Origin of the sequence: Micromonospora haikouensis, from assembly GCF_000876225.1 — a bacterium.
Lineage (GTDB): Bacteria > Actinomycetota > Actinomycetes > Mycobacteriales > Micromonosporaceae > Micromonospora > Micromonospora haikouensis.
Genome location: NZ_JXSX01000001.1, coordinates 58,230 through 73,067 on the forward strand (window position 1 = coordinate 58,230; position 14,838 = coordinate 73,067).

Here is a 14,838-nt window from a genome sequence, read left to right on the forward strand (position 1 = left end):
CTGGCGGGGAGACCACACACGACACCCATGGCTGCCGAACCGACGCCGGCCCACGAAAGTTGAGGCCGGATGTGCCCTGAGGGTAGATGAGCAACCCCGAAACGTCGATTCCGCCCGCGTCGGGTCAGGCGCCCGGGGCTCGAACGGTGCCCACTCCCGACGAAAGCCATTGAAGCTTTGCGATATTACCGGGCCATTTCGCCAAACTCAAGACCCGCGCAGCACCCCGCCCCACATGGGAAGTTGGCGGCAACGAAATCATGCGGATCGATGGATTAGGACTTATGCTGCCCGATGTCCCCATCGCGCCCGACGGGCTCGCCCGCCGCCACCGGAGCCACTCGGCGGATCCGTCACCGCGCCACCCCGCGCCCGCCATCGGCGGCGGGCCCTCGCCGATCGGAGCCCCCGATGGTCCCGACTCCCACACTCGCCGCGCTGGCCAGCCTCTGCCTCGCCCTGCCCGCCGCCGTCCCGGTGGGCGCCGCCGCCTCGCCCCCGCAGATTCTTCGCGCCGGCCATGTGAGCGCTCACACCACGACCGCGCTGGCCGGGCCACCCGGGGCCCCGCCCGGCGTCTGCCCGTCCGGCGCCAGCTACGGCCCGCCGCTGCCGGCGACCTCGGTCACGGCGGCGAAGATCCGGGGCGGCTTCTCGTTCCTCGAAGGGCCCGTCTGGCTCGCCGACCGGGGCTACCTGCTGGTGTCCGACATGGGCGCGGCCACCGGGCCGGAGCGGGTCCAGCCGTCGACCATCCGCCGCTTCACCCCGCCGGCGACCTTCGACACGTTCCTCGCCAACTCCGGCAGCAACGGGCTCGCCCTCAGCCCCGACGGGCGGCAGCTCGTCGCCGCCACACACGACCAGCGCAGCGTCTCGTCGTACCGGATCGACGACCTGACCCGCGGCGTGGTCGCCGCCAACTACCAGGGCCGGGCGTTCAACTCGCCGAACGACGTGGCGGTCCGCTCCGACGGCGTCGTCTACTTCACCGACCCCAACTTCCAGCGCGGGGCCCGCGCCGACCAGATGAGCGGGCGCACCAGCGTCTTCCGCGTCTCCGGCGGCCAGGTGTCGCTCGTCGACGACGCGCTGCGCCAGCCCAACGGCATCGCGCTCTCCCCCGACGGCGCGACGCTCTACGTGGGCGCCTACGGCGAGAACAAGATCTACAAGTACGCCGTCGCACCCGACGGCAGCACCGGCCCCCGCAGCGTCTTCGTCAACTACGTCGGCGGCCCGGACGGCGCCACGATCGACTGCGCCGGCAACGTGTACTGGGCGTCGGGCTTCGACGGCCTGGTCCACGTCTACTCGCCCACGGGCGTCGAGCTCGGCACCGTCCGCTCCGGCTCCACGGGCACCACCAACGTGGCGTTCGGCGGGTCCGACCGGCGGACCCTCTACGTCACCTCCGGCCCCACGAACGACTCCGGCCTCTACAGCGTGCGGCTGAACGTGCCCGGCTACCCGTACTGACCGCCAGGATCCACCGGAAGGGACGAATCACGTGTCAACCCGCCCCCTCGCCACCCTCGCACTGCTGACCAGCGCCTGCACCGTCCTGGCAGGTGCACCCGCCATCGCCGCGCCACCGCCGGCCGGCGGGTCGACGGCCGCAGCCGCCCGGTCCGCCGCCGACACCAGGCCGCCCACCCCGCCGACCAACCTGCGCAGCAGCAGGCTGACCTGCCAGTCCGTCACGCTCACCTGGTCCGCGGCCCGCGACGACGTCGGCGTCACGAACTACGACGTCTACCACGACGGGCAGCTCGTCACCTCCGTCGGCGGCAGCACGCTGACCGCCACGCTCACCGTCGCGCAGGGCGTCACCTGGGGCTGGTACGTCAACGCCCGGGACGCCGCCGGCAACGTGTCGCAGGCCAGCGCCACGCTCACCGTCACGCCACCGTTCTGCCAGGTCGACACGTCTCGGCCCAGCACGCCGACCAACCTCGCCGCCACCGCCAACGGCACCGACGTGCGCCTGACCTGGTCGGCCGCCACCGACAACGTCGCCGTCACCCGGTACGACGTCCTGCGCGGCGGCACGACCGTCGGCTCCGTCACCGGCACGGCCACCAACCCGCCCGCCACCACGTTCACCGACACCGGGCTGGCGGCGAACACCCAGTTCAGCTACACCGTCGTCGCCCGCGACGCCCAGGGCAACGCCTCGACGGCGAGCACCCCGGTGACCGTACGCACCGGCTCGGCCTGCACGAGCGCGGTCTGCGGCACGACGGTGGTCACCACCGAGCGGGACCTGCCGTGGGGGCTGGTGCAGCTCTCCGACGGCACCGTCCTGTACGGGCGGCGCGACCTGTTCGACGTCGTCGCCATGAACCCCGACGGCACCGACAAGCGCAGCATCGGCTCGGTGCCGAACGCCGCCGGCACCAACGGCGAGGGCGGCGTTCTCGGGCTGGCCGTGGCGTCGACCTTCGCCACCGACCGGTGGCTGTACATCTACCACACCACGGCGACCGACAACCGGATCGTCCGCATGCGCTACGACGGCACGCTCCAGACGAGCAGCCTCCAGGTGCTGGTGACGGGCATCCCGCGCAACAAGTACCACAACGGCGGTCGGCTGCGCTTCGGCCCCGACGGGATGCTCTACGCCGCCACCGGCGACGGGCAGACCCCGGACCGCGCCCAGGACGTCAACGACCTGGCCGGCAAGGTGCTGCGGATCCGCCCCGACGGCACCGTGCCGGCGGACAACCCGTTCGGCAACCAGGTGTGGAGCTACGGCCACCGCAACCCGCAGGGGCTGGCGTTCGACTCCCGGGGCCGCCTCTTCGAGCAGGAGTTCGGCAACAACGTCATGGACGAGACCAACATCATCGTCCGGGGCGGCAACTACGGGTGGCCGGCCTGCGAGGGCACGGTCGGCGACTGCGCCAACCCCAACTACCGCGCACCGGTACGCACGTACCCCGTCGCCGACGCCTCGTGCAGCGGCCTCGCCATCGTCCGCGACGTGGTGTACCTCGCCTGCCTGCGCGGCAACCGGATGTACCGGGAGGTGATCAGCGGCGACGCCCTCACCGACGTGCAGCAGTACTTCGTCGGCACCTACAGCCGCCTGCGCACCGTCGAGCCGACCATCGACGGGAACCTGTGGCTGACGACGAGCACCGGCGGCGACAAGGACAGCGTCCCGAACAACAGCAACGAGCGGATCCTCAAGGTGACCCTCGGCAGGTAGCCCCACCCCACCACCATCCCCGTCCCACCAGATCGGAGCCCATGTCCGTGAAGCGTCTACTCAGGGCGGTGGCGGCCCTCGCGGTCGTGCCACTGCTCGCCATGACGGTACTGATGGCCGCGCAGCCGGCCTCGGCGGCGGCCCTGACCCAGGTCACCAACTTCGGCAACAACCCCAGCGGCCTCAACATGTACCTCTACGTGCCCGACAACGTCGCGCCCAGGCCGGCGCTGCTGGTGCTGATCCACTACTGCGGCGGCTCCGGGCCGGCGATCTTCAACGGCAACGGCCGCGACTACGTCACCGCCGCCGACCGGTACGGCTACATCATCGTGCTGCCCGAGGTCACGCGCAGCAGCAAGTGCTTCGACGTCTACTCGCCGCAGGGGCTGCGGCGCGGGGGCGGGAGCGACTCCGACGGCATCATCTCCATGGTCAACTACGCGAAGCAGCGGCACAACGTCGACCCCGCCCGGGTCGTCGTCAGCGGCTTCTCCTCCGGGGCGATGATGACCAACGTGATGGCCGCCGAGTATCCGGACGTGTTCGCCGCCGGCTCGGCGTTCAGCGGGGTGCCCGCGACCTGCTTCGCGACCGGCAGCAGCACCAACACCTGGAACGGCCAGTGCGCCGGTGGGCAGATCACCAAGACCGCCCAGCAGTGGGGCGACGCCGCCCGCGCCATGTACCCCGGCTACACCGGCCGGTACCCCCGGATGCAGTTCCTGCACGGGACCACCGACACCACCCTGTCGTACGTCAACTTCGGTGAAGAGATCAAGCAGTGGACCAACCTGCACGGGTTGAGCCAGACGCCGGCGTTCACCGACCGCCCGCAGTCGAACTGGACCCGCACCCGGTACGGCGACACCGGCACCCGGGCGACGGTCGAGGGCATCAGCATCAGCGGCGTCGGGCACGAGCTGCCGCAGGCCGGTCAGATCGCGTACTCCATCGCCTTCCTCGGCCTCGACGGCACCACCACCACGCCGACGCCGACCCCGACCCCGACGACCCCACCGCCTACGACCCCGCCGCCGGCGGCCGGGGTGACGGTCGTCGGCACCCAGTCGGGCCGCTGCCTGGACGTGCCGACCAACGGCGGCAACGGCGTCCAGATCCAGCTGTGGGACTGCCACGGTGCCACCCAGCAGCGCTGGACCTACACGGCGGGCAGGCAGCTCACGGTGTACGGCACCAAGTGCCTGGACGCCAGCGGCGCCGGCACCAGCAACGGCACCCCGGTGATCATCTGGGACTGCCACGGCGGCACCAACCAGCAGTGGAACGTCAACGCCGACGGCACCATCACCAACGCCCAGTCCGGGCTCTGCCTGGACGCCAGCGGGTTGGGCACCGCCAACGGCACGAAGATCATTCTCTGGTCCTGCAGCGGCCAGGCCAACCAGCGCTGGACGCTGCGGGCCTGATCCACGCGCTGGGGAGTCGTCCGGCCGCCGGACGACTCCCCAGGAACGGCACGGGCGGGGCGGGGTCGCGTCGACTCCGCCCCGCTAGCCCGGCCGCAGGCACGGATCGGTGACCGGGTAGGACGGGCTCTGCGCGGTGCGGCCGTCGGCGGCGGTCGCCCGCACCGTCCAGGTCAGGGCCGACGCGCGGAGCTGGCCCACGCTCGCCCGCGCCGACGACCCGTCCACGGTCATGGCCCGGCTCGACGCGGTCCCACCGGACGCGGTCCAGCGCACCTGGGCCGCGTCGATCGCGGCGCTGCCGGTGGCCTGCACGACCAGGGTGTAGGTGTCCGCCCCGCAGCGCACGTGCGCGCTCGCCCGCAACGTGAACGCCGTGGCCAGCTTCGGCGTGCCCGTCGGCCGGGGCGCGACCGGCGACCCGGTCGGCGAGGCCGTCGGTCCGGGCCCGGAGCTCGGTCCGGCGACCGGACCGGTCGCGCCGGGCGGCGGCGCACCGGGCGGGACCGCACCGGTTGACGTGCCGCCGGTGCCGTCCGGCTCGGGTCCCGGCCCCGCCGGAGCCCCGGAGCCGCCGGGCGCGGCGGCGTCGGTCGGGCCCGCCGACCCCACCGGGGGCGTCGCCGTTCCGTCGGCCGCCGCGCCGGAGGTCGCCGCCACCCGGTCGGCGGCCGGACGACCGGGCCCGAGCGCCCAGGTGCCGGCCGCTGCGAGCAACACCAGCAGCCCGGCGCTCGCCGCCAGCCGACGCCGCCGCCGGGACCGCGACGCCGCACGCGGAGACTCCGCCCCGGCCCGCGGAGCCGCCGCGCCGCCCCCGGCCAACGCGGTGGCGGGCCCGGCGGCGGGCCGCTCCGCCGACCTCGCGGCGTGCCCGCCCTCCTCCGACGCCGCGCCCTTCTCCGGCCCGCCGTCCGGCCCGGCCGTCTGCGGCGGGCCGGCGGGCTCGACCGGTGCCGGCGGCGACGCGGTCGCCGCGTCGGCGGCGGACGGCCCGACCCCACCGTCGGCCGCCCCGGTCACCCCACCGTCGGCCGTCTGCGCCGGCCCGCCGTCGGGCGACCCCGGCCACACCGAGTCGGCCAGCCTCGGCCACACCGTGTCCGCGACGACCAGGAACCCCGGAGCCGTGTACGCGGAGAGCAGCGCCGCCGGGTTGAGCTGCTCGCGCCGGAGCAGCCCGCAGGTGGCGCAGCCGTCGATGTGCCGGGCGACCCGCTTGCGCAGGGTCGGGGTGAGCCGCCCCTGCCAGCCGTCGAGCACACCGGCGAGGGCCGGGCAGTCCCGGGACCCGCTGCGGGCGACGAGCAGCGCGCCGAGCGCCCGTTCGAGCTGCGACCGGGCCCGGGACAGCCGGGCGTGGGCGTGGTTGGTGGGCACCCCGAGAGCCGCGCCGATGTCGACGGAGGACAGGTCGTGGCGGATCGCCAGGTGCACCACCTCGCGGTCGCCCGGGTTGAGCGCCGCCGCCGCGCTGTGCACGAGCTCACGCACCTGGTCGGCGTTGACCCCGGCACCCGGGTCGACGGTGTCGGCCACCGGGTCGCCCGCCTCCTCCAGGGCGGAGGATCGGGACCGCTCCCGCAACTGCCGGAGGCATTCGTTGCGCACGATCGCGTACAGCCAGGGCCGCAGCCGGTCGGGGTCACGGAGCTGGTCGATGCGCCCGCTGGCGGTGAGGAAGGCATCGTGGACGACGTCCGCGGCGGCCTCCGGCTCGCGCACCAGCACCCGCGCGTACGTGTAGAGCCGGTCGGCGTACCGCCGGTACATGCCCTCCAGGCCGGCCCGGTCGCCCCGGCGCACCGCCTCGACGAGCGCCCTGTCGTCCTGTGCCGCCGTGTCCATCCGTGCCCCCACCACTCTCCGACCGGTCCAGTAGAACGGAAAAGATAAATCCCGGTGCGTTTCTGTTGGCATGCCGACCCGCCCGCGCTCCCACCGGTGTCAGCGCACCGCCGACACCGAGGAGACGCTCATGACACCGACACCCGCCAGCCGCCGTACCGCCGCCGTACCGCGCCGGATCCTGGCCGCCGCCGTGGCGGCGGCGCTCGCCGCAGGCATGGTCACGAACATCGGGGCGGCCGCCGTCGCGGCGCCGGCGCCAACCAGCACCGCCGCGCCGGCAACCGCCGACCTGGCCGTGACGCCCGGCGGCACCGGCGGCGAGCCGCTGGCCTTCCGGGTCGACCCGGGGCTGGCCCCTCCCCGGCTGCCGATCGACCCCGTCGGCCGGCTCGGCACCGACCGGCAGCTCGGCGTGGTGGCCGGGCCGGACGGTTCGCCCGCCGGCCTGGTGCTCGACGAGGTGATGGTGCGGGTCGCCGACCAGGCCGAGTTGGACGCCTTCCTGACCCGCTGGGGCGGTCAGGTGCTCGACTCGTTCGCGCCGGACGAGCAGGGGCAGGACCACCTGGTCCGAGTGGACGTCGACCGCGCCGACCCGGCCAAGCTGGTCGACGACCTGCGGGCCGCCGAGCCGGGCCAGTCCGGCACCTACCGGGTCGGCGACGAGCGGGCGCTGCGGCTGCTCGCGCTCGCCGCCGCCGAGTGGCGGGCGGGGACCGAGCTGGTCCTCGACTGGCTGGTGGAGCCGACCGGCATCGCCGACGGCGAGGTCTACGAGGCCCCCGACATCACCAACAACGTCTTCGACTGGATGTTCATGGAGTACGGCGGCGCGATGGACATCGGGGTCGCGCCGGCCTGGCAGCTGCTGGAGGCCAAGGGCAAGCTGACCAAGCAGGTGAAGTACCTGGTGCAGGACGGCGGGTTCCAGTCCAATCCCGACTTCCCGACCAAGGTGTCCCTGCACTCGGTGGAATGGGGCAAGACCAACACCAACGACTGCACGGGCGGCACGCCCTGCCCGTGGCACGCCACGGACGTGGTGCTCGCCGCGATGGGCCGGGTCGACAACGGCTACGGCACCGCCGGGCCGGCCGGGCCGGTGGTCGACGAGCTGGTCGCCGTGCGCAACGGCATCGAGTACTGGACGGTGCTGCGCCGGCTTGAGAAGGCCGCCGAGGCGAGCCACCCGGACGTGGTCAACCTCAGCTTCACCCGCGACGTCAACCTCGGCAAGTCCTCGGCCAGCAAGTGGACCGACCGGCGGATGAAGCACATCCGGGACACGGGGGCGCTGATCGTCTCGTCCGCCGGCAACGACACCGCGAACATCGACGGCGACACCCTCTACGTGCCGTGCGAGAGCACCCACGTCATGTGCGTGGGCGGCATGAGGACGGACGCGACGCTGGACGGCATGTCGAACTTCGGCACCAGTGACCTGACCACCTCCGTGGAGATCTACGGCCCGATGTGCGTCAATGGACTCAAGGACCCCGGCAACCCGGCCGTCAACAAGACGCACTCCCAGTTCTGCGGCACCAGCGCCGCTGCGCCGTTCGTGGGCGGCGTCGCCGCGCTGGTGATGGCCGCCGACCCGAGCCTGACCGCCGCGCAGGTCCGGGACATCCTCAACGACACCGCGCACGTCGGCGGGCTCGGCGCCAAGGTGACGGGCAGCCAGCGCCGGGTCGACGCCCTGGCCGCCGTCGCCAAGGCACTGGGGGTCAAGGTCGACAAGCCCGCGGTGAGCATCAGCGCGCCGACGACCGGTCAGCACGTCGGGGTGGGCCAGTCGGTCGACCTGTGGGGCAAGGCGACCGACTTCCTCGGCAAGCAGCTCCCGATCACCTGGATCAGCAGCCTCGACGGCGTGCTGGGCCACGAGTCGCAGACGTTCGTGCCGTCGCTGTCGCCCGGCACCCACGTCATCACGGCCAAGGCCACCGACGGCCTCGGGCGCACCGGCTCGGCGACCGTCTCGGTCACGGTGGTGGACAGCCCGACGACCGCGGCCATCATCTCGCCTCCGGTCGGGCTGACGCTCGCCCCGGGCCAGTCCGTCAGTCTGGTCGGCACGTCACACGACCCGGACGCGTTCGGGCCGGTGCCCGACGCCGAGGCGTCCTGGACGGTCCGGCGGGGCGGGACGGTGGTCCACCAGCAGACCGGGCATCAGGCGCTCCTGCCGGCCGGCAAGGTCACGGCGGGGTCGTACACGGCGACGTTCACGGCCGGCGGCGCGAGCGCGCAGCGCAGCTTCACGGTCACCGCACTGTTGGCCGGGCAGAACCGGCCGACCGCCACGATCACCAAGCCGGCGGCGGCGCTGGACCTGTCGGTGGTCGACGGCAAGCCGAAGGTCGTCGCGTTCGCCGGCACGGCCACCGACGTGGAGGACGGCGCGGTCGCCGGGACCCGCTACCGGTGGACCGCGTACGGCGACGGCGGCGTCAAGAAGGTGCTCTGCCAGGGCAGCGCGGTGCCCACCGGCGGCCCGGTCGACGACATCGTCCTGCCGAAGAGCTGCGCCAGCTTCAGCGCGGAGCTGGGCCTGGGCAAGGACAACATCACCACCTGGTCGGTGTGGCTGGAGGTCTTCGACTCGGCCGGGCTGGTCGGCGTGGACTCCGTGCCGGTGCGGATCCAGGTGGCCACACCCTGACCCGGGCGTCCGTCGGTCACCGGGGCCCGGCCGAACGGCCGGGCCCTCCCGGCTGGGCAGCCCTCGGTGGGCCGCGGAACCCAGCATGCCTCGGGCACTCCCCGTGATGATCGCGGAGCCGCACCCTGCGGCCAGTCGACCTGACTCTTCGTGATTCTCCTCCGGCCCCCATGGACGCCCTCGACCGCTTTGCTCTGCACCCATCGGCGCAGCACCTCGCCCGACCAGCGCTCACACCGGAGCACGGACGACCAAGGCCGTGACGGCCGATGACGCTACGTGGCTGTTGCGCAGGTGGGTGCAGAGCAAAGGGAGCCCGGTCGGGTGGGCCGGCGAGCGAGGCGACCACTCGACGTCACCGATCGGCGCGGGGAGGGAGCGACCGGAGGAGATGGCGATGCCAACGGCACGGTCCTTCGTCGCGGCGCGGACGGGGTGGCATGATCCCGGGAGTGACCAGCGGTGCCGCCGAAGCCCAGCGCCTGCGCGACCTAGCGCGGCTGCGGCGGGTCCGCGACCGGATCGACCGGGACTACGCCCAGCCGCTGGACGTGGAGGCGCTCGCCCGGGGGGCGAACATGTCGGCCGGCCACCTCAGCCGCCAGTTCCGCCTCGCCTACGGCGAGTCGCCGTACTCCTACCTGATGACGCGCCGCATCGAGCGCGCGATGGCGCTGTTGCGCCGCGGCGACCTCAGCGTCACCGAGGTCTGTTTCGCGGTCGGCTGCGCGTCGCTGGGCACCTTCAGCACCCGCTTCACCGAGCTGGTGGGGATGCCGCCCAGCACCTACCGGCAGCGCGCGGCGCTCAGCACGGTGGGGCTGCCGGCCTGCGTGTCGAAGCAGGTGACCAGGCCCGTCCGGGACACTCCCCGGCACCAGGCGACCTGACCGGGGGAACCCGATCACCAGCCGCCCTGGAAGAAGGCCAGGAGCGCCGGTGCCGGGTCCGCCGCCGTGGTCGCGTTCGCCACCGCCAGCGCGACCGCCGGCAGCAGCAACAGCGCCGAGAGAAGACCGTACGCCGCCAGCACCTGCCGCCTTCGCCGGTCAGCGGGGCGGGTCGCCGCGAATCTCCGCCAGGCCAGCACGCTCGTGGCGACGAGGACCACCGCCACGACGGCGGCTGTCCCGGCCATCGCCTCGTGATACCAGGAGAAGTCGTCGATCATGAGGTCGAGGGCGGGTGGGATGCTGCCACTGGGGCCGCCCGACTCGGCCAGTCCCCGCTCGACCTGGGTCAGGGTGTCGGCGAGCTCCGCGTCGGTCACGCCTTCGGTCAGCATCGGCAGCAACGAGGCGAAGGGCGCGACGGCACCCTGGACGTTGGCCATCACCATCGCCAACGAGAACGGTGCGAGCACCGCGACGAGGACGCCGGCCGACGCGAGGGCGGCCCGCTTTCCCGCCCCGAGACCGCCGGCCGTCACGAACGCCCTGGCGAGACGAAAGCCGAGGGCAACCAGCACGGTCAGCAACAGCGCGGCGAGCACGGCCTTGACCAGGTGGTAGCGGGACCAGTAGTCGACCACCCGCGCCAGGTCCGGGGGGAGGTCCCGGTCGCCGGAGCGCCAGTATGCGACGAACGCCGCCCGCAGGGCCTCGCTGAGGTCGCGCCTGTCGACGATGCCACCCGCCCGGTCCGCCGTCAGCGCGGGCGGGGCGACGACGAAGGCGACGACCAGGGCCGCGGCGAGTACGCCGAGCGCGGCGACGACCCGGCCGGAGACGCCCGCCGGGTGCGGCGGGGCAGCGGAACTGGTCACGAGGGCTCCCTGGATCGATCGAGTGGGTGAACGGGGCCGGCCGTCCCGGTCGTGGATCACGGTTGACCCCGCAGGTACGTGAGGACGGCGAGGACCCGCCGGTTCGTGTCGTCGCTGACCGGCAGGCGCAACTTGGCGAGGACGTTGCCGATGTGCTTGCCCACGCCGGCCTCGGTCAGGGTGAGCATGCGGGCGATCGCGGCGTTGGAGTGGCCCTCGGCGACCAACGCCAGCACCTCGCGCTCCCGGGGCGAGAGGTGCTCGATCGGGTCTCGGCCCCGCAGCATCAGCTGACGCACCACCTCGGGATCGACGACCGTGCCGCCCTCGGCCACCCGCCGCAGCAGGTCGGCGAACTCGGCGACGTCGGCCACCCGATCCTTGAGCAGGTAGCCGATGGCCCGGCCCTGGCCCGAGCCGAGCAGCTCGCCGGCGTAGCTGTGCTGCACGTACTGGCTGAGCGCCACCACGGCGAGGTCGGGGCGCGCCGCGCGGAGGGCCACGGCGGCCCGCAGCCCCTCGTCGGTGAAGCCCGGCGGCATGCGGACATCGGTGACGACGAGGTCGGGGGCGGTCTGTTCCACCGCCGTCACCAGGGCGGCGGCGTCACCGACGGCGGCGACGACGTCGAAGCCGAACCGGGAGAGCAGCCCGACCAGCCCCTCGCGCAGCAGGACCGAGTCCTCGGCGATCACGACGCGCACGGCAACTCCACCCGCAGGGTCGTCGGCCCGCCGGGTGGGCTGGAGATGAGCAGCCGACCGCCGGCTGCGGCCGCCCGGTCGGCGAGGCCCGTGATGCCCGACCCGCGCGACGGGTCGGCACCGCCGCGCCCGTCGTCGCGCACCTGGACCGTCAGCATGCCGCCGGATCGTCGGGCGGCGACGGTGGCCTCGGTGGCGGCGGCATGCTTCACGGCGTTGGCGAGCGCTTCCGACACGGCGGCGTAGGCCACCGTCTCCACCGCCGGCGGGAACCGACCCGGGTCGGCGTCGACGTGGACCCGGAGAGGACTGCCGGCGGCGAGCTCCTCGATCGCGGCCCGCAGCCCGAGTTCGCGCAGCGTCTGTGGGCTGATGCCCCGGATCAGGTCGCGGAGTTCCGCCATCAGGGCCTTTGCGTGGTCGTGCGCCGAGGCCACCGCGACCGCTGCGGGCGAGCCGCTCGGCAGGTCGAGCCTGGCGAGGCCGAGCTGCATGGTCAGGCTCACCAGCCGCTGCTGGGCGACGTCGTGCAGGTCACGCTCGATGCGGTGCCGCTCGGCGTCGAACGCGTCGGCCAGCCGCGCCCGGGACCGGGTCACCTCGACCAGTTCGGCTGCGGCCGGGTCGGGCTCGCAGCACAGCAGCAGCCGGGCGAGCGCGGCGTGCCCACCGCCGAACGCCGAGGTCAGATAGAGCACCGCCGGGATCAGCACCAGCCCCAGGACGGCACGGCTGACCGCGCTGCCCGTCGACTCCATGGTGACCAGCCGGTAGTGCACCGCGATCGGGGTGGAGACGACGAGCAGGCCGGCGAGGCCCAGCACGCCGAGCCACACCGGCGCGACGATGCCGAGGAGCAGCAGGTAGGCCACGGAACGCCAGGTGGCCGGGTCGGTGTAGAGGTTGCCACTTCGACGCGCCACCGCCGGGGCGTCGTCGGCCAGCCGCAACCGCCACCGCTCGATGCCGGCCACGGCGGTGGCCAGCTTCGGCACCGTCAGCGCGAGCAGGCCCACCCCGACCAGGCTGAGCACCACCGCGACCGACACGTAGGTGCCGGCCCACCAGTGTGGTGTCGCCCCGACCGCCCGCGCCCCTTCCGCCTTGAGCACCCCGACGGCCAGGGCCAGCGGAGCCAGCGGGAAGGAGAGCACGAGCCAGAGCAGACCCGAGGCCACGGCCGTGGTCGCGGTGTAGACGATCCCGCGCCACGGCCACGTCGACAGGAGGAAACCAGGCCGCATCACCGCCCTGAGCAGCGTGGTCGTCGACGTCATGCGCCCAAGCTAGCCAAGGCGACCGGCGCGAACCAGGGCGCTGGGCCGAGTCTTCGGGTGGGGCTGGCCCTACCCGGCGAGCAGGCCGTCGATCTGGCCCAGGGCCTCGCGGAGGCCCTCCTCCATGCCCATGTTCACCATCCGCTCGAGCTGCTCGGCGTCGACGAAGCTGCTGACCAGCGTCATCCGGGTGCGCGCACCGTCGGCCGTCAGCGTCGCGACGGCGTGGGTCGGCCGGTCGGTGTCGGTCGGGGTGCCGTGCTCGTCCGAGAAGCCGTCGTCGAACTCCAGCTGGTGCGGCGCGTCGAGCGCGGTGATCCGCCACCAGCCGCGCGCCTTCTCGCCCTCCGGGCCGGTCATGTAGTAGTGGGACCAGCCCCCCACCACGAAGTCGTGCTGCTCGAACGTGGCCGGCCAGGTCGGCGGCCCCCACCACCGCTCCAGCTGGCGGGCGTCCGCCCACACCTGCCATACGCGCTCGACCCCGGCGTCGAACTCGGCGACGAAGGTCAGCGTCAACGCCTCGGTGTCCTTCTGGATGCTCGTCACGGGCATGGTTCGGTTCCCTCTCTCAGTCTTCGGCGATCAGCTGGTCGATGCGGGCCACACGTTCCCGCCAGATCTCCTCGTACGCGTCGAGGAGCCTGGCGGCCCGGCGGAGCACGGTCATGTCCGCGTGCACGAGCTGCTCCCTCCCCCGCCGCTCCTTCGTCACGAGCGAGGCTCTCTCGAGCACCGCGACGTGCTTCTGCACGGCCGCGAAGCTCATCGGGTAGTGCCGGGCGAGCGCCGAGACGGACTCCGCGTGGCGGATCACCCGGGCGACGATGTCGCGCCGGGTGGCGTCCGCGAGGGCGTGGAAGACGCGGTCGGCCTGCTCCCCGCTCACCATTTCTACAACCATATGGTTGTACGTTAGTGGCGGCCGACGGTCGGCGCAAGCGACTCGGCGGCGCCGGGCCGGCCCACCACGAACGGCCGGTCCACCACGGGCGGGGTCGATCACGCCTCTGTTAGGGTCGATTTCGTGGTAAACCTCGACGTCATCACCGACCGGTCGGATCCGGCCGTGCAGCGGATCGCCGACGTCACCAAACCCTCGCGGTCCGTCGTCCGCACCGTGCTCATCGAGGACGCCGAGCCGCTGGTCGAGTGCATCCGCGCCGGGCTGGAGTTCATCGAGGTCTACGGGGTGGAGACCACCCCACTGCCCGGCGAGGTGCTCGCGGCCTGCAGGCAGCGGGAGATCCCGGTCCGCCTGGTCGGGGCACCGATCATGAACGACCTGTTCAAGACGGACAAGAAGCCCAAGGCGTTCGGGATCGCCCGGGTCCCGAGGCCGTGGAGCTTCGACGAGTTGGCCCGCACGACCGGCGACATCATCGTGCTGGACGGCGTGAAGATCGTCGGCAACATCGGCGCCATCGTGCGCACGTCCTTCGCGCTCGGCGCCGGCGGCATCGTGCTCGTGGACAGCGACCTCACCACCATCGCGGACCGACGCCTGGTCCGGGCCAGCCGGGGCTACGTCTTCTCGCTCCCGATCGTGCTCGCGTCGCGCGCCGACGCGATCGCCCACTTCCAGCGCACCGGCGTCCCCCTGATCGCCTTCGACACCGAGGGCGACCTCGCGGTCGGCGACCTGCGCGACGCCGACGAGCAGCTCGCGCTCCTGCTCGGCAGCGAGAAGACCGGCACGTCACGCTCGTTCGAGAGCATCGCCAGCCACTCGGTGTCGATCCCCATCAACCCGGCCGCGGAGTCGCTGAACGTCTCCGTCTGCGCCGGGATCGCTCTCTACGAGCGTTCCCACTGGAACCTCGCCGACCGGCGGCGCGCGCCGCAGCCGCCCCGGGCCGAGCGGCCGGCCGCGGGGCGCGGCTCCGGGCGGCCCACGCGACCGGCCTACCCGGGCCGCCGGAGCCGCTGACC

Annotated in this window: 12 protein-coding genes; 6 read left to right on the plus strand and 6 right to left on the minus strand. The window is 73.3% G+C overall.

Annotation, left to right across the window (positions count from 1 at the left end):
* The first annotated feature begins 411 nt into the window (after positions 1-411).
* The 3 genes from TK50_RS00235 to TK50_RS00245 all read left to right on the plus strand — a co-directional run bounded on the left by TK50_RS00235 (position 412) and on the right by TK50_RS00245 (position 4,644).
* Positions 412-1,479, plus strand: coding sequence for an SMP-30/gluconolactonase/LRE family protein (locus TK50_RS00235; protein ID WP_052503547.1), 1,068 nt, complete (start codon positions 412-414; stop codon positions 1,477-1,479).
* Between the two features lie 31 nt (positions 1,480-1,510).
* The gene (locus TK50_RS00240) at positions 1,511-3,214 is read left to right on the plus strand and encodes a PQQ-dependent sugar dehydrogenase (protein WP_043960766.1); all 1,704 of its coding nucleotides are present in this window, start codon (positions 1,511-1,513) and stop codon (positions 3,212-3,214) included.
* Between the two features lie 113 nt (positions 3,215-3,327).
* Entirely contained in the window at positions 3,328-4,644 is a 1,317-nt protein-coding gene (locus TK50_RS00245) for an extracellular catalytic domain type 1 short-chain-length polyhydroxyalkanoate depolymerase (protein WP_199486037.1), read from the plus strand.
* An 84-nt stretch (positions 4,645-4,728) separates the two neighbouring features.
* On the opposite strand, the gene TK50_RS31890 is transcribed toward TK50_RS00245, so the two are convergent.
* A complete protein-coding gene (locus TK50_RS31890; protein ID WP_052503548.1) occupies positions 4,729-6,492 on the minus strand; it encodes a sigma-70 family RNA polymerase sigma factor in 1,764 nt (587 codons plus the stop codon).
* A gap of 130 nt (positions 6,493-6,622) precedes the next feature.
* Here TK50_RS31890 and TK50_RS00255 point away from each other — a divergent pair, with 130 nt between their 5' ends.
* The gene (locus TK50_RS00255; protein WP_144420107.1) at positions 6,623-9,160 is read left to right on the plus strand and encodes a S8/S53 family peptidase; all 2,538 of its coding nucleotides are present in this window, start codon (positions 6,623-6,625) and stop codon (positions 9,158-9,160) included.
* A gap of 452 nt (positions 9,161-9,612) precedes the next feature.
* Positions 9,613-10,050 (plus strand): helix-turn-helix transcriptional regulator, encoded by a 438-nt coding sequence (locus TK50_RS00260; RefSeq protein ID WP_043960769.1) that lies wholly within the window; start codon positions 9,613-9,615, stop codon positions 10,048-10,050.
* 14 nt (positions 10,051-10,064) lie between these two features.
* On the opposite strand, the gene TK50_RS00265 is transcribed toward TK50_RS00260, so the two are convergent.
* The 5 genes from TK50_RS00265 to TK50_RS00285 all read right to left on the minus strand — a co-directional run bounded on the left by TK50_RS00265 (position 10,065) and on the right by TK50_RS00285 (position 13,798).
* A complete protein-coding gene (locus tag TK50_RS00265) occupies positions 10,065-10,925 on the minus strand; it encodes a hypothetical protein (RefSeq protein WP_043960770.1) in 861 nt (286 codons plus the stop codon).
* Positions 10,926-10,981: 56 nt separating this feature from the next.
* Entirely contained in the window at positions 10,982-11,629 is a 648-nt protein-coding gene (locus TK50_RS00270) for a response regulator (RefSeq protein ID WP_043960771.1), read from the minus strand.
* Positions 11,617-12,906, minus strand: coding sequence for a sensor histidine kinase (locus TK50_RS00275; protein ID WP_043960772.1), 1,290 nt, complete (start codon positions 12,904-12,906; stop codon positions 11,617-11,619). Before TK50_RS00275 ends, TK50_RS00270 begins: the two co-directional genes overlap by 13 nt.
* Before the next feature lie 69 nt (positions 12,907-12,975).
* On the minus strand, positions 12,976-13,461 hold the full coding sequence (locus TK50_RS00280; protein ID WP_043960773.1) for an SRPBCC family protein: 486 nt from the start codon (positions 13,459-13,461) through the stop codon (positions 12,976-12,978).
* A gap of 16 nt (positions 13,462-13,477) precedes the next feature.
* Positions 13,478-13,798, minus strand: a complete 321-nt coding sequence (locus TK50_RS00285; protein ID WP_229405808.1) for an ArsR/SmtB family transcription factor — start codon at positions 13,796-13,798, stop codon at positions 13,478-13,480.
* A 135-nt stretch (positions 13,799-13,933) separates the two neighbouring features.
* Between TK50_RS00285 and nshR the strand changes: the two genes are divergently transcribed.
* Positions 13,934-14,836, plus strand: coding sequence for an NshR/TsnR family 23S rRNA methyltransferase (gene nshR, locus TK50_RS00290; protein WP_043960775.1), 903 nt, complete (start codon positions 13,934-13,936; stop codon positions 14,834-14,836).
* The last annotated feature ends 2 nt before the right edge of the window (positions 14,837-14,838 follow it).

Coding starts and splice junctions, on each gene's coding strand:
- TK50_RS00245 (WP_199486037.1), top strand. CDS start 3,328: ATGGCCGCGCAGCCGGCCTCGGCGGCGGCCCTGACCCAGGTCACCAAC.
- TK50_RS00285 (WP_229405808.1), bottom strand. CDS start 13,798: ATGGTGAGCGGGGAGCAGGCCGACCGCGTCTTCCACGCCCTCGCGGAC.
- TK50_RS00255 (WP_144420107.1), top strand. CDS start 6,623: ATGACACCGACACCCGCCAGCCGCCGTACCGCCGCCGTACCGCGCCGG.
- TK50_RS31890 (WP_052503548.1), bottom strand. CDS start 6,492: ATGGACACGGCGGCACAGGACGACAGGGCGCTCGTCGAGGCGGTGCGC.
- TK50_RS00235 (WP_052503547.1), top strand. CDS start 412: ATGGTCCCGACTCCCACACTCGCCGCGCTGGCCAGCCTCTGCCTCGCC.
- TK50_RS00280 (WP_043960773.1), bottom strand. CDS start 13,461: ATGCCCGTGACGAGCATCCAGAAGGACACCGAGGCGTTGACGCTGACC.
- TK50_RS00275 (WP_043960772.1), bottom strand. CDS start 12,906: ATGACGTCGACGACCACGCTGCTCAGGGCGGTGATGCGGCCTGGTTTC.